This is a genomic window from Nocardia alba NBRC 108234, assembly GCF_001612665.1.
GTDB lineage: Bacteria > Actinomycetota > Actinomycetes > Mycobacteriales > Mycobacteriaceae > Nocardia > Nocardia alba.
Genome location: NZ_BDAX01000030.1, coordinates 79,303 through 99,141, shown reverse-complemented (window position 1 = coordinate 99,141; position 19,839 = coordinate 79,303). Strand labels below are relative to the sequence as shown.

19 protein-coding genes are annotated in these 19,839 nt (G+C 67.8%); 11 read left to right on the top strand and 8 right to left on the bottom strand.

Going from position 1 to position 19,839, the window contains the following annotated elements; all coding sequences use genetic code 11:
* Window positions 1–19 precede the first annotated feature (19 nt).
* From NA12_RS27895 to NA12_RS27885, 3 genes are read left to right on the top strand one after another with little or no spacing between them, the layout of a single operon-like run.
* Window positions 20–946 carry a reductase gene (locus tag NA12_RS27895; protein ID WP_067457860.1) on the top strand — a complete coding sequence of 309 codons (927 nt, stop codon included), beginning with the start codon at window positions 20–22 and terminating at the stop codon, window positions 944–946.
* On the top strand, window positions 943–1,503 hold the full coding sequence (locus NA12_RS27890; RefSeq protein WP_067457856.1) for an NAD(P)/FAD-dependent oxidoreductase: 561 nt from the start codon (window positions 943–945) through the stop codon (window positions 1,501–1,503). The genes NA12_RS27895 and NA12_RS27890 overlap by 4 nt, the downstream gene beginning before the upstream one ends.
* Window positions 1,500–2,984: a flavin-containing monooxygenase gene (locus NA12_RS27885; protein WP_067457851.1), complete on the top strand. Its 1,485-nt coding sequence runs from the start codon at window positions 1,500–1,502 to the stop codon at window positions 2,982–2,984. The genes NA12_RS27890 and NA12_RS27885 overlap by 4 nt, the downstream gene beginning before the upstream one ends.
* Here the strand turns inward: NA12_RS27885 and NA12_RS27880 are convergent.
* Window positions 2,977–4,992, bottom strand: coding sequence for an AfsR/SARP family transcriptional regulator (locus NA12_RS27880; protein ID WP_243655155.1), 2,016 nt, complete (start codon window positions 4,990–4,992; stop codon window positions 2,977–2,979). The two genes, NA12_RS27885 and NA12_RS27880, sit on opposite strands and share 8 nt — an antisense overlap.
* An 83-nt stretch (window positions 4,993–5,075) precedes the next feature.
* Between NA12_RS27880 and NA12_RS27875 the strand changes: the two genes are divergently transcribed.
* Entirely contained in the window at window positions 5,076–5,954 is an 879-nt protein-coding gene (locus NA12_RS27875; protein WP_067457848.1) for an alpha/beta fold hydrolase, read from the top strand.
* 119 nt (window positions 5,955–6,073) lie between these two features.
* Here NA12_RS27875 and NA12_RS27870 read toward each other — a convergent pair whose 3' ends face one another.
* Genes NA12_RS27870 through NA12_RS27860 form a run of 3 tightly spaced genes read right to left on the bottom strand, consistent with a single transcriptional unit; the run spans window position 6,074 to window position 9,187 of the window.
* Window positions 6,074–6,796: a MerR family transcriptional regulator gene (locus NA12_RS27870; RefSeq protein ID WP_067457846.1), complete on the bottom strand. Its 723-nt coding sequence runs from the start codon at window positions 6,794–6,796 to the stop codon at window positions 6,074–6,076.
* Between the two features lie 10 nt (window positions 6,797–6,806).
* Window positions 6,807–7,712 carry an alpha/beta fold hydrolase gene (locus tag NA12_RS27865; RefSeq protein WP_067457843.1) on the bottom strand — a complete coding sequence of 302 codons (906 nt, stop codon included), beginning with the start codon at window positions 7,710–7,712 and terminating at the stop codon, window positions 6,807–6,809.
* A gap of 50 nt (window positions 7,713–7,762) precedes the next feature.
* Window positions 7,763–9,187, bottom strand: a complete 1,425-nt coding sequence (locus NA12_RS27860; protein ID WP_067457841.1) for an aminotransferase-like domain-containing protein — start codon at window positions 9,185–9,187, stop codon at window positions 7,763–7,765.
* Window positions 9,188–9,251: 64 nt separating this feature from the next.
* Between NA12_RS27860 and NA12_RS27855 the strand changes: the two genes are divergently transcribed.
* Window positions 9,252–9,695, top strand: coding sequence for a cupin domain-containing protein (locus NA12_RS27855; protein ID WP_243655156.1), 444 nt, complete (start codon window positions 9,252–9,254; stop codon window positions 9,693–9,695).
* Here NA12_RS27855 and NA12_RS27850 read toward each other — a convergent pair.
* Both NA12_RS27850 and NA12_RS27845 read right to left on the bottom strand, forming a co-directional pair.
* Window positions 9,664–10,014, bottom strand: coding sequence for a histone-like nucleoid-structuring protein Lsr2 (locus NA12_RS27850; protein ID WP_067457839.1), 351 nt, complete (start codon window positions 10,012–10,014; stop codon window positions 9,664–9,666). The genes NA12_RS27855 and NA12_RS27850 overlap by 32 nt on opposite strands.
* 142 nt (window positions 10,015–10,156) lie before the next feature.
* A complete protein-coding gene (locus NA12_RS27845) occupies window positions 10,157–11,005 on the bottom strand; it encodes an SDR family NAD(P)-dependent oxidoreductase (protein ID WP_067457837.1) in 849 nt (282 codons plus the stop codon).
* A gap of 90 nt (window positions 11,006–11,095) precedes the next feature.
* Here NA12_RS27845 and NA12_RS27840 point away from each other — a divergent pair, with 90 nt between their 5' ends.
* From NA12_RS27840 to NA12_RS27820, 6 genes are all read left to right on the top strand, one after another.
* Window positions 11,096–12,037 (top strand): alpha/beta fold hydrolase, encoded by a 942-nt coding sequence (locus NA12_RS27840; protein ID WP_067457981.1) that lies wholly within the window; start codon window positions 11,096–11,098, stop codon window positions 12,035–12,037.
* A gap of 143 nt (window positions 12,038–12,180) precedes the next feature.
* Window positions 12,181–12,642 (top strand): VOC family protein, encoded by a 462-nt coding sequence (locus tag NA12_RS27835; protein WP_067457980.1) that lies wholly within the window; start codon window positions 12,181–12,183, stop codon window positions 12,640–12,642.
* Window positions 12,643–12,745: 103 nt separating this feature from the next.
* The gene (locus NA12_RS27830) at window positions 12,746–13,582 is read left to right on the top strand and encodes an alpha/beta fold hydrolase (protein ID WP_165914884.1); all 837 of its coding nucleotides are present in this window, start codon (window positions 12,746–12,748) and stop codon (window positions 13,580–13,582) included.
* A gap of 85 nt (window positions 13,583–13,667) precedes the next feature.
* Window positions 13,668–14,324 carry a hypothetical protein gene (locus NA12_RS27825; protein ID WP_067457826.1) on the top strand — a complete coding sequence of 219 codons (657 nt, stop codon included), beginning with the start codon at window positions 13,668–13,670 and terminating at the stop codon, window positions 14,322–14,324.
* 280 nt (window positions 14,325–14,604) lie between these two features.
* A complete protein-coding gene (locus NA12_RS34235) occupies window positions 14,605–14,772 on the top strand; it encodes a hypothetical protein (RefSeq protein ID WP_165914885.1) in 168 nt (55 codons plus the stop codon).
* Window positions 14,773–15,030: 258 nt separating this feature from the next.
* Window positions 15,031–16,302, top strand: coding sequence for a PucR family transcriptional regulator (locus NA12_RS27820; RefSeq protein ID WP_067457824.1), 1,272 nt, complete (start codon window positions 15,031–15,033; stop codon window positions 16,300–16,302).
* Here NA12_RS27820 and NA12_RS27815 read toward each other — a convergent pair whose 3' ends face one another.
* Window positions 16,303–17,856: an acyl-CoA carboxylase subunit beta gene (locus NA12_RS27815; RefSeq protein WP_067457822.1), complete on the bottom strand. Its 1,554-nt coding sequence runs from the start codon at window positions 17,854–17,856 to the stop codon at window positions 16,303–16,305.
* A 139-nt stretch (window positions 17,857–17,995) separates the two neighbouring features.
* Complete coding sequence (locus NA12_RS27810) at window positions 17,996–19,741, bottom strand: FAD-dependent oxidoreductase (protein WP_067457816.1); 1,746 nt, start codon at window positions 19,739–19,741, stop codon at window positions 17,996–17,998.
* Window positions 19,742–19,839 lie beyond the last annotated feature (98 nt).

Here is a 19,839-nt window from a genome sequence, read left to right as displayed (position 1 = left end):
TCCCGAAGGAGATCGAACAATGACGTTCGCCTACCCCGATATGCTCGCCACGATTCGCGCCAAGCAGTGGGCACTGGCCGATATCGAGTGGGACGCGCCCGGCGCCGACACCATCACCGACGAGCAGCGCCCGCGATTGGCCACTTTCATGGCCGATCTGGTGTGGATCGAACACGTCGGCGCCCGAGGTTTCGCCGCCCTGACCCGCCAGGCGCCGCCCGGTCCGTTGCGCGAGATCTACCGGTACTTCCACGCCGAGGAACAAAAGCACGCCAATGCCGAACTGGCGTTGATGCGCCGCTGGGGCATGCTCCCCGATGGCGAGGCGATGCCGTTGCCCAACAAGAACATTCGCCTCGTCATCAGCTGGCTCGATCGCTACGCCGATCAGCTCACGCTGCCCGTGCTCGGCACCGTCATCCCGTCGCTGGAGACCGCCCTGGACGGCGCGCTGGTGAAGTTTCTGCTCGACGAGGTCGAGGACCCGGTATGCCATGAGGTGTTCCGGCATATCAACAGCGACGAATCGCGGCACCTGGCCGTCGGTTTCCAGGTTCTCGAACAACTCGGTGCGGGACCGATACGCCGAACCGTGATCGAGACCGCCGGTTTCGCGGTGCGCCCCTCGTTCGTGCTCGGCGCGTTGCTCTACGCGCCGCTGCTGTCGCGGATGTCGACCAACATCATGGCGCTCGGCCTGGACGAGGAGAAGCTGTGGCAGGCGGTGCGCCGTTTCGAGAATGTGGGCGAGCGCAGCCCGGCCATCCGCAGGCTCCCGCTCTATCACGTGGTGAAGATGCACGGAAAGGCCACTATTCACCGCCATCAGCCGTTCCAGCTGCTGGCCGACGTATCGAATGCCTGCATCGATCGGTTCCCGATCCGGGTGCTGGGCCGCAGGCCGTCCTGGTCGGACGAGCTCACCTACGAACCGGTGGCGAAATGACGACGCCACGGTTCGCCGAGACTTTCAGCGGCCCTCAGGTGCACCACACGGCCTTCGTGCCCCGGCACGAATTCACCGGTCAGCGGGTCGCGATCATCGGCGGTGGGGCGGCGGTTGCGCGGCTGCTGCCGGGCATCGCCGCCGAGGCAGCTCGGGTGACGGTGTTCCAGACCGAAGCGGTGTGGGTCCTGCCGCGTGTTCGACTGCTCGCCGCGACGACAGCTCGTCGGGCGCCACAGCGGCTCCTCGGGCTCGTCGCTCGGGCCAATCTCTATGTCCAGGTGCATGATTCGTGGCTGCGACATCGTCTGACGCCGGATGACACCGCGGGTGTCGCGGTGCACAACAGCTATTACCGCACCCTGCGGAAACCGCACTGCACCCTGGTGACCTGGCCGATCGCTCGGCTGTCGCCGATGGGGGTGCGCACTGTCGACGGGATCGAGCATCAGGTGGACAGCATCGTCTACGCCGACGACGCGGGCCACGTGGTGCGCACCCTCGCCCGGCCCCGCCGCCTGCATCGGTCGGCGGCACTTGTGAAGGAGATCGCGTGAGCACCAAGGGAATCGACCACGAGATCGTGATCGTGGGCGCCGGTTTCTCCGGCATCGGCGTGGCGATCGAGTTGCGCAAGGCCGGGTTCGACGACTTCGTGATCATCGACGAGGCCGACGGTGTGGGCGGCACGTGGCACTGGAACACCTATCCCGGTGTCGCCGTGGATATCCCGTCGTTCAGCTATCAGTTCTCCTTCGAACAGCGCACCGACTGGTCGCGGGTCTACGCGCCCGGTCGTGAACTCAAGGCCTACGCCGAATCGTGCGTGGACAAATACCGGCTCCGCTCGCGCATCCGCTTCGGCACCACGGTGGTCGGCGCCGATTTCGACGAGCGCGCCGACCGCTGGGTATTGCACACCACCGACGGCGACGACCTGACCGCGCGGTTCGTGATCAGCGCGACCGGTGTGCTCACCCGACCCAAACTGCCCGAAATACCCGGGATCGAAAGCTTCTCGGGTATGACCATGCATACCTCGCGCTGGGATCATCGCCAGGACCTTCGGGGTAAACGCGTGGCGATCATCGGCACCGGCGCCTCCGCGGTTCAGGTGATTCCGGAGATCGCGTCGCGGGTGCATCATCTGACGGTGTTCCAGCGCACGCCGATCTGGTGCCTGCCGCGGCCCGATCTGCCACTGCCACCGGTGGCGCGGCTGGCGCTGAAGGTTCCCGGCGGACGGGCGGTGACCCGGCTGGTGAGTCAGACCTATGTCGAGGTGACTTTCCCGCTCGCCGCCCACTATCACCGCTCGCTGCCCACCGCGGCGATCGGGGAACGCGCCGGCCTGGCCCACCTGCGGCGTCAGGTGAAAGATCCCACGGTCCGGGCCGCGCTGACCCCGCGCTACGCCCTCGGGTGCAAGCGGCCCAGCTTCTCCAACGACTATCTGTCGACCTTCAACCGTGCGAACGTCACCCTGGAGACCGCGGCGATCAGCGAGATCACCGCCACCGGCGTTCGCACCGCCGCGGGCGCCGAACATCTCGCCGATGTGCTGATCCTGGCCACCGGATTCAAGGTCATGGAATCGGGCAATATGCCCACCTACGACCTGCGCGGCGTCGGTGGCCGCGACCTGGAGACCTGGTGGGACGAGAACCGGCTGCAAGCCTACGAGGGTGTCAGCGTCCCTGGGTTCCCGAACTTCTTCTCCATCATCGGACCCTACGGCTACAACGGCGCCTCCTACTTCACGCTGATCGAGAACCAGGCGCGCCACATCCTGCGCTGCCTGCACCACGCCAGGACCAGCGACGCGGACCGCATCGAGGTCACCGAGGAGGCCAACGACCGCTACTTCCGGGAGATGCTGGCCCGGCGCGGCGGCCAGGTGTTCTGGGACGACAGCTGCGCCACCGCCAACAGCTACTACTTCGACAAACACGGCGACGTGCCGCTGCGGCCCGCCTCGACACTCGAATCCGCCTGGCGCAGCGGGCATTTCCCACTGACCGACTACGTCTTCACCTGACCGGCGATCGCAGCAGCGCCGCGTCGAGGTCATCGAGGTGGGCGCGAACCGGGCCGATGCTGAGAAGTCCGCTCTGCGCGGTGGTTTCGGCCGCGGCCGGGGCCAGCTGGGTCCGGGCTCGACGCATGGTCTCCCGATCGCCGACGGCCACGGCCGCGTGCGCCACGATGGCCCACAGTGCTTCGAACAGCAGGTCGCGCGGCGGGGACGTGATGGTGCGCAGGGCCTCTCGCGCACCATCGAGCTCGTCCCGGGCGACGAGCAGGGTGGGTTCGACCCAGGATCTGTAGGGACCCCAGTCGGTCTCGGGGTCGAACGCGGCGATCGTCGCGGTCTCGTGCTCGCGCAGCGCCAGACTCAGCTGGGCCAACGGCAACAGACCACCGTCGAGTCCCGGCATGCCCGCTCCGGTGAGCACGTCGGCGGCCGCCGTATAGGCGGCTCGCGCGGCCGCGAGGTCTGGCGTCGCGGCGGTGCGCATGGCGCGATACCAGGTGGTGAATACCTCGACCAGCGGCAATTCGTACCGCCGCGCGAGCGCGTCCGCGACGTCGGCGTGCTGGTCGGCGCCCGGGTAATCGGCGCGGGCACAGCATGTTTGGATGAGGATAAGGTGGCCGAGGACCTGGTAGGTCGCGAGTTTTGCGTTCGTCGCGACGGTGAGGATCTCGGTGGCTACGGCCTCGCGCCGGGGCGCCAGACCTGCTCGTCGGAAGCTCTGCATGAACACACCGTTGAGGGCGAAAGCCAGCAGCGCAGGGTCGTGTAGCCGTCGCGCGATTTCCTCGGCCGCGCCGGCGGCGCGCAGCGGGCGTAGTCCGGCCTCGGTCACAGTGTGCACCGGAAGGGCGCCGCGCGATTCGACCGCGATGGTCGCGAGCAGCCTGGCGCGGTCGGCGTCATCGTGGGTGGGTAGGCGCAGGAGTGTCCGCTCGGCGATTTCCACAAGCCGTCGATCTTGCACCGGGTCGTCGGAGCGGGTCCAGATCGCGGGGACGTCGTAGATCCCGATCACCCGCGCGGTCAATTCGGCGTCGCCGAGATCGTCGGCGGCGATGACTGCCGAAATGCGATGCGCGCGTGCGGCTGTGAGGCCGCCGCCGCCGGTCACCGCGAGGTCGCGCATGAGGCCCGCGGTCGACTCCAGCCGCGTCCTGGTGCGCGGCGCGACGGCGCTGTCGTAGGCGGCGCGCGCCTGTTCCCAGACCCGGACCGTGGGGTCGGTCGCGTCCGGGTCGAGGTACTCGGCCTGGCGGAGCAGGTCGTGTTCGAGGCGGCGCAGCGCCGGTCCTGGATCGATGCCCAGATCCTCGGCGAGCATCCGCCGGGCTCTGGCGAGGACGGCGAGCGCGTCGGCTTGGCGGCCCGAGCGGTACAGGGCGGTGGCCAGCAGCCCCCACGCGTCCTCGCGCCATGGATGCTCGGCGACGTGCGCGTCGAGGCCGGGAACCGCTGCCGCGGCGGCACCCAGTGCCAGCTGCGCCGTGGCGCGGCGTTCGACGGCCAACAGCCGCTGCTCGGTGAGCCGCGCCCGTTCGGCGCGCGCCCACCCCGCGTCGGCGACATCGGTGTAAGCAGGACCTTGCCACCAGCTCAGTGCTTCGGTGAGCAGGGAGAATGCCTGTTCCGGTGGAAGGCTCGCGGCCGATCGCACCGCGTCATCGAACCGCCACGCGTCGACATCGGCCTGGTCGGGTCGCAGCGCGTAACCGAGCCCTTCGGTGACGAGCAGACGTGGCGGTGTGCGAGGCGCGCGATCGGGTTCGAGCGCGCGGCGCAATCCGGCGACGAAGGTGCGGACCGCACCCACCGCGTTCGGGGGCGGCTCGTCCCACAGATCCTCGACCAGACGGCCGACCGGAACGACCCGCCGGTGCGCGAGGATCAGCCGTGCGAGGACTTCGCGGTGGCGCGGACCGCGCAGCGCCACCGGGGTGCCCCGGTCGTCGTGCGCGAGGATCGGTCCGAGCACCTGAAACCGCATCATGCCAATGTAGTGCGCGTTCATCGGTTGCTCATCGCTACACCGCAGGCTCGAACTCGCTCCGCACGGACCCCGCGGAACAACCCACGAACGAGAGAGCCACCGCGATGACCCGCACCATTTCCGGTTTCGACTACCACCGCGTCCCAGTCGCCGACGATGTCGCGCTCCATGTCGCCGTCGGCGGTACGGGAACCCCGATCGTGCTGCTGCACGGGTTCCCACAGACCCACCTGATGTGGCGTCACGTGGCCGCCGACCTGGCCGCCGACCACACGGTGATCGTCCCTGATCTGCGCGGCTACGGCGCCAGCGACAAACCCGCGGACACCGGGGCCGACACCTATTCCAAGCGGCGAATGGCCGCCGACATCGTCGCCGCGGCGGCTGCCTTCGGTCACGACCGCTTCGCGCTGGCCGGTCACGACCGCGGCGCGCTGGTGGCCTTCCGCGCCGGGCTCGACCACCCCGACGCGGTCACCCACCTCGCGTGCTTGGACGTGTTGCCCACCCTGGACATGTGGGAAGCGCTGCGCGGCGCCACCGCCGCTGTCGGATTCCACCTGTATCTGATGGCGCAGCCGCCCGGACTGCCCGAACAGATGATCTGCGCCAGTGCCGACGCGTTCTTCGCCCACTTCCTCGACCAGTGGGCGAAAGATCCGGCCGCGATCCCCCCGCCCGTGCGCGCCGCGTACCTCGACGCCTGCCGCGACGCCGTCCCATCGATTGTGGCCGACTATCGCGCCTCGGCGACCGTCGATATCGACCACGACCGCGCCGACCGGGCGGCCGGCGCCGGCCTGTCCATGCCTGTCACCGTCATACAGCAGAACTGGGGCGCCGCCCTCGGATTCGACGCGGCGGCACTGTGGTCGAGCTGGGCGCGCGACCTCGACCACCGCATCGTCGACGTGGGTCATTTCATGGCCGAAGAGGACCCCGAGACCGTCGCCACCGCCCTTCGCGAGCTGGTCCAGCGCTGAATCGGCGCCGCCCGACCGGGGTCGAGGAGGCGGACGGAGGCGCCCGGGATGCGCGGCCACCGTCGCTGTGACAGTGGGTAGGGGCGCCTCGCGAGACCATCGCCCGATGCCGCGGGGAGTCAGGTTTCGCAGGCTCGCTGTGCGGCGCGGTGGATGAGCGCGTCGACAATGCGCTGCCAGGCGGGGGAGGACTCCGCGATGCGGGAAGCTACGAGTGCGGTCGAGCGGGTGGTGTCGCGGGTGTGGGCGATTTCCCACGCATCGAGGTCGTCGATGAGGCGGTCGAGGCGGGGGTCGTTCGGATGCCAGTCGACCGAAGCATCGACCGCGCGGTACAGGCGGGTGGTCTCCGGATCGTCGAATTCGGCGTTCTTCTCCTCGATCCGCCGTGGGATCGCCTCCGCGTCCAGTGCACGCAACAGGACCCAGGCGTCCCGCTCGAGCCGCACGCGCTGTTCGCTGATGCCCAGACCGCGCATCCGGTCCAGTAGGGCGACGACCTCCGCGGGTAGGAAAAGACTTTCGCCGCTTGCCAATTCGGCGATCCGGTGGCGGTACTCGGCGAGCTGATCGATCTTGCGCTCGAGCTCTGCGTCGATATCGCCGATGGCCGTGGCGAATTCGGCCGGTTGAGCGTGGAGCAGCGCATCGACGCGCGACAAGGGAACGCCCGCGTCGGCGAGGGTCTTGATCCGGATGAGATCGACCGCCGCCTGCGCGGGGTAGCGGCGATAACCGGAGGCGTCGCGCTCGGGCTCGGGCAACAGCCCGACCTGGTGATAGTGGCGCACAGCACGCACGGTCACGCCCGCGGTCGCCGCGAGTTGGCCGATGGTGAGCACCGCGCCGATCCTAGCGGTGACGAACCCGCTCGATGACGTCGCGGATAGCCTCGACCACGGCATCGGGGCGGTCGAAGCACAGCCGGTGGTGCGCGGTGTCGGTGAGAATGCGCTGTTCCCCTCGCGAAACCCCCTTCGCCACGGCAGCGTCCATTCGCCGCCTGCCGTGATGGACCTCGGCCAGCGCCTCGGGTGGCAGGTCGGGGTCGGCGCCGAGCACACTGAGCACCACCAGCGCGACGTCGGGAATATTCGCCCCGGCGTGCAGCTCGGCGGCCAGTTCGGGTAGCCGGTCGCGCTCGGCGAAGCCCGCCCGGATCCATTCGTCGCTCGCCTTGGCCTCCGTCAGTGCGCGCCGCATCGGTGCCGGGTAGTTCGCGAGCAGTTCGTCGCGCAGCCCACGAAGGGCTGTACGCAGGTGTTCGAGCTGCTCGGCGTCGGGTGCGGGCGCCGCGGCCGCGGCCAGGCGCATCGCCGGTGGCATGTACTCGTCCCAGTCGCGGTGTAAGCCGTCCATCCAGACCAGTCCGGCCACGTCGCCGGGATACAGCTGCGCGAACCGGTGCGCGTAGAGGCATCCCAGTGAGTGAGCCGCGAGAACATAGGGGCCGCAGAGGTTGTCGACGGACTCCAGTAGTGCGTGCAATTCTGTCGCGACGGCTGTGGCGGTGCGGGGCAGGGGTAGTCGATCGCTGTAGCCGGTGCCGCCGCGGTCGTACACCACGGCACTGGTGAACTTCGAAACCTGTTGCTGTACGAGGAAATAGTCGAGTCCGACCGCGCTCGCGCCGGGCAGGAAGACCACGGTCGGTCCACCACTGCCCATCCGGTGCGCGTAAAGACGATTGCCGTCGACTTGGATGAACCCGCCGACCGGCGGCGCGTGCCTCGTCGAGGGTGTGGTGTGGTTGGTCATGCGACAAGGGTGCAACCCTGACGCTGCGTCAAGGTCAACCTGCGTGTCGGCTAGAACGCGAGGGGCGGCGCGGTGGTGGTGGGTGTGGTCGGCGGGTGGTAGCCGCGCCATGCCTCGGCGAGGCGCTCGGCTGCGGCGGTGAGGGTCTGCAAGGGATGCAGGAAGTGGATCCGTAGGTACTGTTCGCTGCCGCCGGTCGGGTCGAGGCCACCGCCCGCGAGGATCGAAACATGGTGTCGCAGTGCGGCTTGGGTGAAGGAGGCGCCGTCGCCGCGCGGCAGCCGGATCCAGAGGGTCTGTCCGCCCAGGACCGGTGGCACGTCCCATTCGGGGATGCGGCGCGCGAGTTCGGCGCGCAGGTGGTCGTGGCGACGTTCGCGTTCGGCGGACTGGGTGCGCAGCAGGCCGTCGAGGCGGGGGAGCAGCTCGGCCGCGGCCAACTGGGCGGGCAGGTTGCCGCCGAGATCGTGCACCGCGCGCAAGCGGGCGAGCTTGGCGACGACGGGGATCGCCGCGCGGATCCAGCCGATCCGCAGCCCGCCCCAGACGCTCTTGCTGAGCGAACCGATGGTGATCACGGTGTCGGCGAACAGGGCGAGGGGGCGCGGGGTCTCGTGACCAGGGAAGCCCAGCTCGGCGAGCACCTCGTCGTCGATGAGCGTGATTCCCTCCGTTGCCGATGTTCGCGCGAGTTCGCGCCGCGCGAGCGTGGTCAGGACCGCGCCTGTCGGGTTCTGGTAGGTGGGGATCACATAGGCGAGGGTGGGCCGCCGGTCGCGGATCGCAGTCGCGAAGCGTGTCAGTCCGGGCGGCAATCCGGACACCAGCGCGGCTTCCGCGCGAAAGGCTTCCAGCGCACCCGGGTAGGTCGGCGCTTCCACGAGAACGCTGTCTCCGGGGCGGAGCAGTGCCCGGGCGAGCAGCGACAGCGCCTGTTGTCCACCGGTGGTGACGAGGATCTGCCCGGCCTCGGTCGGCAGTCCGCGCCCCCGGTAGTACTCGGCGACCGCCTCCCGAAGCGCGGGATGCCCCGACGGGTAGTAGCCGATGTCGTCGGTCGTCGCGGCCAGTGCGGGCAGCATCGCCGCGTAGGACTCGGTCAATTCGCCGGGCGGCCGGTCCGGCGCCGCACACGCCAGCGAGATCACCTCCGACCGGGGTTCGAGCAGGTCGAGAAACATCGGCGCACTCGTGGTCTCCGGCGGATCGACCCGCGGCGTGCCCGCCACCCGGGTGCCGCTGCCCTGCCGTCGCACGATCCGGCCTTCGTCGCGCAGCAGGTCGTAGGCCGCGACCACGGTGCTCCGTCCGACCGACAACGCGACGGCGAGGGTCCGATCCGGCGGCAGTAGCGCTCCCGCCGGCAGCTCGTCGTCGTCGATCAGCCCGCGCAGCCCCGCCGCGATCAGCGCGTACAGCGGCCCGCGCCCCGCCGACCAGCGACCGAGCCGATCTACCACATCAATTGGTTCCATTGGCAGACCAATTATGCTCGATTGGCGCTGGATCGGCGCTGCGAGCGGGCCGACGATGATCTCCATGACAGCCTCGAGCATCTCCGGTTCCGTCTCGATCCCCGCGTCCATCGCCGCCCTGCCAGGCCCGTTCCAGCAGCACGAGCTGGCCGTCGTCAACGACACGGTCGTGCGCGTCGCGCGGCTGGCGGGTGAATTCCCCTGGCATCATCACGACGAAGACGAACTCTTCCTCTGCTGGGACGGCACGTTCCGCGTCGAATTGGCCGACCGCGACCCGGTGGTTCTGTGCCCCGGCGAATTGTTCGTGGTGCCCAAGGGCATCCGGCACCGTCCGGTTGCCGACGATGTCGCCCATGTGCTCTTGATCGAGCGCCCGGAGACAGCGCAGTACGGCAATCGGGATGTTCCGGCTGAAACGAAAACGGCACGGCGCGCGGAGGGAATGCGCGCCGTGCCGTTGACGAACGGGAAATTTACGCCGAGGCCTGCTCATAGGCCGAAATGACGTCCGCCGAGATCCTGCCGCGGCTGGACACGGTGTGCCCGTTCTGCGAAGCCCACGCCCTGATCTCGGTCAGATCGTTGCGGCGGGTGGATTCGGCCGCCGGTGCCACGCCGAGGCGACGTGCGGCGCCCGCCTTCGCCCGCCCGGTGCGGCGCGCGTACGGAACCCACTGTTCGAACACCTCACGCAACTTCGCCGCGTTGGCATCCGACAGGTCGATTTCGTAGGCCGCCCCGTCGATTCCGAATGTGACAGTCGCATCGGCAGCGGACGTGCCATCGAAATCATCGACAAGTGTGACAACGACTTTGCGCGCCATAGGGGTCCTGTTCGTTCGGGTGCCGAGAATTACCGTCGTTGATGGTAGATGACGACGGTGCAGGTTATTCGCTCGGCATCGGTCGCGATCAGCTCGCGCGGCGTCGGTTGCCTCGGGGCGGCAATACCGGAATTCACCGCGATCAGTCGGCGCGCGGGATACGGCCGTCGACGTCGGTGAACCCGTAATCCTCGGCGAGGTCGGCGACTTTCCAGGACTTCCCGGATCGAGTCGACCGCCCCGGATCGGCGGCCAGCGCCACGACCGCGCGCCCGGGGAAGCGCGGGGTCTCGGCGGCGTCGAGGTCGAAGGAACCCTCACCGGGCAGGGTGACCCGGCGTCGGCCCTGCTCGTCGGCCGGAACAAGTTGCAGCAGTTCGGTATCCACGATTCCGGGCCAGATCGAGACCGCGGTCGCGCCGGTACCGGTGAGGTCGTGGGCGAGGTCGGCGGTGAGGCGGTCCAGCGCGGTCTTGGCGACGCCGTAGACGGCATTGTGCATGTACCGGCGCGCGCCGGGCGAGGACACGTTGACGATGAGCCCAGCCGACTCGATCAGCAGCGGCGCGGCGAAAACGCTGGCCACATAGTGCGAGCGCACACCGATTTCGAAGGTCTCGTCCCAGGCCTTGGGCGGCACGTCCCAGAACTTGCGGCCCAGCCAGCGGGCGGCGGCGGGGGAGTTGTAGACGTTGTTGACCAGTACGTCGAGGCGGCCCTGTTCCGCGCGGATCCGGGCGAAGAGCTGCTCGACCGCACCGTCGTCGCGGTGATCGCAGGCCGCCGCCACTCCGTGTCCACCGAACTCGGTGACCATCGCGGCGGTTTCCCCGACGGTGCCGGGCAGCCGTCCCGGCTCGGTGGTGCGGCCGGTGACGTACACGGTCGCGCCTGCCGCGCCCAGTTCGAGGGCGATGCCTTTGCCGATGCCACGACTTGCGCCGGTGACGACCGCGACGCGCCCGGCAAGAATCTTGGGTGTTCCGCTCATGACCTCAGGACACTACCGTCAAATCAGAACACGTTCTAGAAATTGGAGGCGGTAGTGGAGCAAGGATTCCTCGACACGGGCGAAATCCGGATGCATGTCACCGAGCAGGGGCAGGGGTACCCGGTCGTGTTCTGTCACGGCTTCCCGCACACCGGGTTCATCTGGCACCGGCAACTCGACGCCGTCGCCGAGGCGGGATTTCATGCCATCGCGCCCGACCTTCGCGGGTACGGTCGCACCGAGGCGCCCGCGGACGTCGCCGCGTATACCAATGCGGCGGTGATCGGCGACCTGCTGGCGTTGCTCGACGACATCGGCGCCGAGAAGGCGATATTCGTCGGCCTCGATTTCGGTGCCCAATTGGTATGGGAACTGTCGTTGCGCGCTCCCGAGCGGGTCGAAGCCCTTGTGGTGCTGAATAATCCCTACGCACCGCGCCCACCCCGCCCGCCCTCTGCCTTCTGGACCAAGGCGGCCCAGCGGCACTTCTTGCACCTGTCCTATTTCCAGGAACCCGGCGTCGCCGATGTCGAGCTCGCCGCGCGGCCCAGGGAATTCCTGTCCCGCGTCTACTTCTCCCTTTCCGGCGACTACCACTATCTCGACACCTGGAAGAACCCGCCGGGCCTCGGGTATCTGGATGTGCTGCCCCAGGCGCCCGCGCTGCCGTGGACGTGGCTCACCGAAGCGGAATTCGACACCCTCGCCCTCGAATTCGAACGGACCGGCTTCACCGGCGGCTTGAACTGGTATCGCAATCTGGATCGCAACTGGGAACTCGCCGAGCCTTTCGCCGATGCGCGAATCGAGGTGCCGACGTACTTCCTCTACGGCGAGAACGACCCCGACATGGAGGGCTTCAGCGGTCGTGACCCGCTCGCGACGCTGCGCGCGAACGTCACGGATCTGCGTGCGGTAGTGGAACTTCCGGGCGCGGGTCACCTCGTCCACCTCGAGCGAACCGACGCGGTCAACGATTTCCTGATCGGTGCGCTCCGTGAAATCGGCGTGGATCGGCGCACCGGGTCGTAGGTCGGGTCCGGCTCAGCTCGCCGACCTCGCAAGCTGGGCGAATTGCCCTCGGGCAACGACCGCGGCCGATTGTCGGACCCCTGGCATACGGTGACGGGAGATATGCCACGTCGTGCTGTTCGATCGCTATGAACGGAGTACTGATGAGCCGCCATATTCAGATCACCTTCGACGCGCACGATCCAGCCGCGCTGTCGACCTTCTGGCGGGATGCGCTGGGGTACGTGTATCCGGGGCCGCCGGGAGTCGAGGTGCCCGACGGAGTCGACCCGCTCGTCGTGTGGGATCAGTTTCTCGCGCGGATCGGGGTTCCGGAGCAGGAGCGGAATTCGAAATCGGCGATCGAGGATCCGCAGGGCCACGGCCCACGGGTGTTCTTTCAGCGGGTGCCCGAAGACAAGGTCGCCAAGAATCGGGTGCACCTCGATGTCCGGGCGGCGCCCGGGTTGCAGGGCGAGGAGCGGATGGCGGCGTTGGAGGCGGAGTGCGCGCGACTGGTAGCGCTGGGTGGCACGCGGATCGAGCGCTTCGAACCCGAGCCGCCGATGAGCGCCGGGTGGATCGTGATGACCGACCCCGAAGGTAACGAGTTCTGCCTCGACTGAGCAGGCAGGCGTGAGTTTCGCCGTGCGGAGGGGGAGGTCGGCGCTACCGTGGATCGACCACGACGGCGTGGTCATGTGGCTGCCACCGGAAGGAAGCCAGGGGATGCGGTATTTCGACTTTCGCGGAACCTCGATCGCCTACGACGAGGCAGGCACCGGGCCCCCGATCGTCTTTCTGCACAACCTCGGCGGCGACCGCCACATCTGGCGCGCGCAATACGACGCACTGCGGCAGACGCATCGAGTGTTCGCGATCGACCTCATCGGCTACGGCGATTCGGAGGCCCCCGACGACGGGTATACGGTCGAGAACTATCTGGCCATGGTCACCGCGTTCGTCGAGCAGCGAGATCTGCGTGATGTGACGCTGGTCGGGCACTGTTTCGGCAGCGCCCTGTCACTGCTCTACGCCCAGCGTCATCCCGAACGGGTACGAGCACTGGTACTCAGCAGTCCGCTGACCCCGGCCACCCTGCGGCCGACGCGAACCGCGTGGGCGGCGCGACTCGGCCGGGCCGTGCACATCGACGCACTGCTCGCCCGTGTCCGCGTGCCCGGCCCGCTGGCGGGATTGATCGTGGCGGAACAACTGGGTTCGGAGAAGGCGCCGCACGCCTCGGAGATGGTCGAGCACCTGCGTGAGAGCTGGACCGAACCCCGGCGACTGATGGTCACCGCCGCGATCTCCCGCCAGATTCCGCTGCTCGGCGAATTGGACGACTTCGTGCCGCCCCACGACTTTCCGCCCATCACCACGGTCTGGGGTAGCCGCAATCGGGTGCTGTGCGCCCGCGCCGGCGCCACGCTGAACCGCACCCTGACACCGTCGCGGGCGGTAGTAGTCGAGGGTGCGGGGCATCTGGTGATGGTCGAGGCACCCGATCAGGTCACCGCCGTGGTGCGCGCCGCGATGACGGGCACCCGCGTCGTCGATTCCTAGGACGGACTCGGCTACGACATGCGGTGGAGCGGGCGCTGTTTCCCGGTGAACCGGACTTGTCGGTGCGCGCCTCTAGTCTGCTCTCATGGACGGACCGGACTCTGCGCTACGCCGCTTGACCCGCGAGGCGGGAAAGCTGTTGCGGCCATACGGCTTTCACGGAACGGAAGCATCCTGGACCCAGGTCACCGGGGGCGGGGTCGCCTCGATCCGCCGCACCCGCGTCCAGCGGACCTGGACAGACGGTCAGCAGGCGCTCGGATTCGGCCTCGAACTCAGCGCGACGCCGACAGCCTGGTGGGAATACCGCGCGTGGTGCGACGCTGAGCGAGACCTCTCGCCGACCGCGCTCGACCGTGCGACCGGCCCCGGACTGATCGACAGCCACGGTCTGAGCGCGGACCTGACCGAGCTGTGGTCGCTGCGCGTCGACCCGGCCCACCGGGAGCGTCCCGCGCTCCAGTCCGACGTCGACGCCGTGCGCGCCGACCTGCCGGTGCGAGTGCACGCCTACGCGCGCCGCGCGCTACGCCTACTCGAGCCGGATGCCTATCTGGACGAACTACTGGCGCAGGCGAATCCATCGCCTGCCGTACTGGAGGCGATCGTCGTTCTGCTCGCCGAGCACGGACCCGGACCGCGACTCGACCACGCGCTCACCCTGTTGTCCGTCGCCGACCCCGACGAGCCGGGCGCTGACAACGTGATCGCCTACCTGCGCGGCCGCGCTGTCGCGGTCTGATCCCACTGCCTGAGCAGTCGAGTGCGGCACAACGTCTCGTCGCGCTGGTGGGAGACCGATCCCGAATCCGCAAGGGATGAGGTCACGCGATACCCGAAGGCGCCGCGAAATGTGAGAATTTCGCGATGAAATCCTTTGTGTGAATCCATGATGATTGCGCTGAAAGGGAATTGGAACGTCAAAAACTGTGCGCGATGATAGCGGCCGGGGTGGTGACCGTGATCTGATCGAGATGTCCCGAAACTGGGATGCTTCACACAGTGTAAATAAGGATGACCGTATGAAATCCAGAATTTCCCGCCCGCTCGCCGTCGCCGCGATTGTGCTGTCCGCCGGGGCGATCGGCGCGGGCACCGCCACGGCCGCCGCGCCCGCGCCGGTCGCGGGCTCGGTGGAAGTGTGTGTCCCACTTCCCATCCCGATGCTCGAGGTCAGTCTCTGCCTGTAACCGGCTGACACGGCAAAATGCGGCGGTGGCGACACCGTTCTCGGAGTGAAGATGTGCGCGGCTCCGGTTCGGATCCGCCACCGCCGCACCGCGGTGGATCCGCAGGCCCGCGGGTTTCGTTGTCGGAAAGCATCAGCGATCCAAGCTTCTCTTGCTCTTTCTCACAAGTGTTGTCACAAGTGAAGGTTGGACGGGGGATTGTCGTTCACGGTAGTTTGGGGCCTTGCCCAGTGATCTGGGTGGGAAGGATTCATCATCATGGCTGGCGCAACGTCCATCGAACCGTTCCTGACCGTTTCGGGGCGGCCCGTGTCGAACCCCTTGAAGGATGTGCGGACGATATCGCGCCAGATGGTGCTGCATTTCATCGAGAATGTCGTGCCGTGCGGCACGCTGCCCGGCGAAGCGCTCGACGGAGACGTCACCACCGTGACCCGCGTCTGTCTGGAACTGACCAGGAGCATGCTCGACGGACGCGATATCCCGGGGCGGGTGGAGCGAGTCCAAGCCGCCGCCGCCGATTGGGCGCGCGAGGGAATCCCGATAGACACCATTCACGACGCCGTGCACGAGGGCTTCAAGCTCGGCTTCGATCTCGTCATCACCAACGTCACCAATCATGACTACGACACCGTGGTCGGGGTGGCCCGACGGCTGATGGACGCCCAGAAGATGATCACCTCGGCGGTCTCGGTGGCCTACGTCCGCGAATTGCGATCGGTGGACAGCGAGCATCACACCGCGGTGCACACGCTCACCTCGGCGCTGCTCGGCGGTCAGAACACCGCGACGATGGCGCGCGAGTGCGGCATCGAGGTCGCCGATCGCTATCACGTGATGGCACTCGAACTACCGCCGCACGCGGAGGAATTCGATCCCGCCCTCGATGCCAAAGTCGTCGCTCGACGCAAATTGCGCCGTGTGCAGGCCGAACTGGCGGACCGATGCGATGGGAAGGTGCTGTCGCTGTTGAGCGTGGACGGCGGCACACTACTGCTGCCCGCGCACGAGTTCTCCCAGCCGGAATTGGACGAGTTGATCGTGCACCTGTCCGCCGCGGCACAGGTGCCGGTGCGCGCGGTGGCCACCACGGCGACGCCGGCCGAGATCCCGCCCGCCGCCGAGCAGGTCCATGAGCTCGTCGAAATCGTGCACCGGTTCGGTGGTCCGAGCAAGGTATATCGTCCACACGAATTGGCTTTCGAATATCAACTGACCCGGCCCGGTCCCGCGCGTGACTATCTGAGTTCGATCGTGGATTCGCTGGAAGCGCATCCGGAGCTGTTACGGACGCTCGAGGTGTACATGTCCACGAATATGCAGCGTTCGCGGACCGCGCGCGCCATGTTCATCCACACCAATACCGTGGACTACCGATTGAAACGGATCAGTCAGATGACCGGGTTCGACCTCAATGACGTTTCCGGGCTGTGCCATTTGCGCGCCGCTCTGTTGATCCGGGCCCATCGTGGGTCCGGATCAACAGAGCTCTATCGAAATCCTGGCGAAACCAGTTCTCGCGCGGGCTGATCACATCGGATATACCGAATGCTTGCGCGGGTTGAATTCCGGCGTGACCGGCGGCTTGTCGCGCAGCAAACGCAGTGCGTGCCGGATCTCGAGGCGGGTGCGTGAGGGTTCGATGACCGCGTCGATATAGCCACGCTCGGCAGCGATCCACGGGGTCGCGATGGTCTCGTTGTACTGGTTGATCATGAACTCGCGAGCCGCGGCGCGATGTTCCTCGGGGATGGCGGCCAATTGGCGTTTGCCCGCGAGGTCGACCGCGCTCTCGGCGCCGATCACCGCGATCCGGGCAGTCGGCCAGGCGAAGCTGACATCGGCGCCGACCTGACGGCACCCCATCATCCCGTAGGCCCCGCCGTAGGACTTGCGCACCACGAGGTTGATGATCGGCACCGTCGCCTCGATGATCGCGCGCGGAACCCGACCACCGCGGATGATCACGCCCGCGTCTTCCTGGTCGAGCCCGGGCAGCACGCCGGGGGTATCGGCGACGAAGATCAGCGGGATGTTGAAGGCGTCGCAGAGCCGGATGAAATAGGTCGACTTGTCGGAGCAGGCGGCGTCGATGGAACCACCGAGCACCAGCGGCTGGTTGGCGATCACGCCGACCGGATAGCCGTCCACCCTGGCGAATCCGGTGATCAGGTTCGGGGCGAAAGCGGCTCGGATCTCATGGAATTCGCCGTCGTCGAACAGCCGGAGCAGGATGTCGTGCATGTCGTAGCCCGCGCGATCGGAATCCGGGATGATCGTCTCGAGTTCCAGGTCGTAGGCGGTGATGTCGGGCTCGAGGCCGGGATTGACGACCGGCGGCTGTTCCAGGCAGCTCGACGGCATGTAGCTGAGGTAGCGCCGGGCCCAGTCGAAGGCGTCCTGCTCGGTGTCGGCGACGTGGTGCAGGGTGCCGCGTTTGGCCTGTACCTCGGCGCCGCCGAGGGCCTCGGCGCTGACGTCCTCACCGTTGACGGCCTTGATCACATCGGGCCCGGTGACGAACATGTAGGAGTCCTTCGTGCCGATGAGCACGTCGGTGTTGATCGGCCCGTATACCGAACCGGCGGCGCATTTGCCGAGAATGATCGACACCTGCGGCACGTAACCGGACAGCTTCTCCAGCACCCGGGTCATATCGCCGAACGAGGCGATCGAACCGACCGCGTCCTGCACCCGCGCGCCGCCGGAGTCGTTGATCGTCACCACCGGGCAGGCGTTGTCGAACGCGAGCTTCAACGCCCGCATGAACTTGCGGGCCGCGGCGACACCGACCGAGCCGCCGTACACGGTCTGATCGTGGGCGATCACCACCACCGAACGACCGCCGATCAATCCACGGCCGGTGACCAAGCCGTCACCGTAGAGGGCGTCGGGCTGATCGGGCTGACGAACCAACGCCCCGATCTCGATGAATGTCCCGGGGTCGAGCAGCATGTTCATCCGCTCGCGAACGCTCGGAATGCCCTTCTTCGCCCGCTTGGCAACCGCGGACTCACCCGCTGGTTCCGCGGCGATCGCCTGAATCTCGGCGAGTCCATCGAGCTTCGCCTGGGTAGTTACCACGCCTACTGCCACCTTCCAACCAACGCCTAGTGCTCAGCGCGACGGTAGTCGAATCACCGTCGCGCAGCGTGGTAAGCGAGAGAGGCGGGAGAGGTCACAAAGTCTCGACCAGCTATCTCATCGCATTGTCTACCCGCCCTCAGTGATCCTCGCGGGTGGACGTGGATACCGGCCAGATCGGCAGGCGCAGTGCCGCGGCGGCGGTGGCGGGGACGACGGGGGCGTTCGGCGCCACCGCGGCGATCCGCTCGTAGGGATCGCCGGGTGCCGGGCGCGGATCCGGTTCGCCCCTGTTGGGCCACAGCGCGGCGGCGCGTTCGGCCTGGGCGGCAATCGTCAGTGACGGATTGACGCCCAGGTTGGCCGAGATCGCCGAACCGTCCACGACGCTGAGGCTGGGGTAGCCATGAACGCGGTGATAGGGATCGATGACGCCGGTGCTCGCATCGGCACCGATGACGCAACCGCCGATGAAATGCGCGGTCATCGGCACATTGAACACATCGGGCCAGGTGCTGCCCGGGGTGGCGCCGAGCTTCGCGGCGACGTGCCGGGTGGCCTCGTGCCCGGGCGGAATCCAGGACGGGTTGGGTTCACCGAAACCCTGCTTGCTGGTGAACCGGCGACCGAACACCCCGCGCCGGGTGTAGGTGGTGATCGAATTGTCGAGGCTCTGCATCACCAGCAGGACCAGCGTGCGCTCGCTCCACCGGTTCGTCCGGAGCAGCCGCACAGTCTGTACCGGGTGTCGCCCGGCGATGAGCAGCACCCGCGACCAGCGCGGCAGCCGGTGATCGCCGTCGACCAGATAGGTGTTGAGCAATCCCATCGCATTGGATCCCTTGCCGTAGCGCACGGGTTCGACGTGGGTGTTCGGCGTGGGATGGAACGAGGACGTGATCGCCACGCCCCTGGTGATGTCGACGGCCGGGTCGACCTCGGTGCGGCCCGCGCCGAGGATGGCCTCGGAGTTGGTGCGGGTGAGTACGCCGAGTCGCGGCGAGATCCCGGGAAGTGTCGCGGTGTCGCGCATCCGGAACAGCAGGTGCTGGGTGCCCCAGGTGCCCGCGGCCAGCACTACTCGGCGCGCCGACAGGGTGGTGCGGTGTTTGCGGACCCAGCTTCCGGTGCGCTCGGTGTCGACCAGCCAACTGCCGTCCGGTTGCGGCCGGATCGCGGTCACGGTGGTCATCGGCGAGACCACGGCGCCCGCCCGCTCGGCCAATCCGAGATAGTTCTTGACGAGGGTGTTCTTGGCGCCGTGACGGCAGCCGGTCATGCATTCGCCGCACTCGACGCAGCCGGTGCGGTCGGGTCCGACGCCGCCGAAGTACGGGTCGGCGGCGGTCCGGCCGGGTTCGCCGAAGTACACCCCGACCGGGGTCGGCACGAAGGTGTCACCGACTCCCATCTCCTCGGCCACCGACTCGATGATGGTGTCGGCCGGCGTCATGTGCGGATTGCGCACCACCCCCAGCATGCGGCTCGCCTGGTCGTAGTGGGGGCTGAGCTCGGCGTCCCAGTCGGTGATGTCGGCCCACTGCCGGTCGCCGAAGAACGCCGCTCCGGGTTTGTAGAGGGTGTTGGCGTAGTTGAGCGAACCGCCGCCGACCCCGGCGCCCGCCAGGATGAAGCAGTCGCGCAGGCGGTGAATGCGCTGGATGCCGTAGCAGCCCAATCGAGGGGCCCACAGATACCGGCGCAGATCCCAGTTGGTCGCGGCGAAGTCCGCGTCGGCGAACCGGCGACCGGCCTCGAGGACACCGACCGTGTATCCCTTTTCGACCAGGCGAAGGGCAGTGACACTGCCGCCGAATCCCGAGCCGACGATCAACACGTCGTAGTCGTAGGAGCGGGCGGCGTTACCGGGGGATTGTGCTGACACGGACCCGACGGTAGAAGCCCGCGTGCCCAAGCGACCGGTTCGACGCGCCCGCTGGCAGAACTCACGAACTCGGGCGCGTACTTATGGCACGGATGACA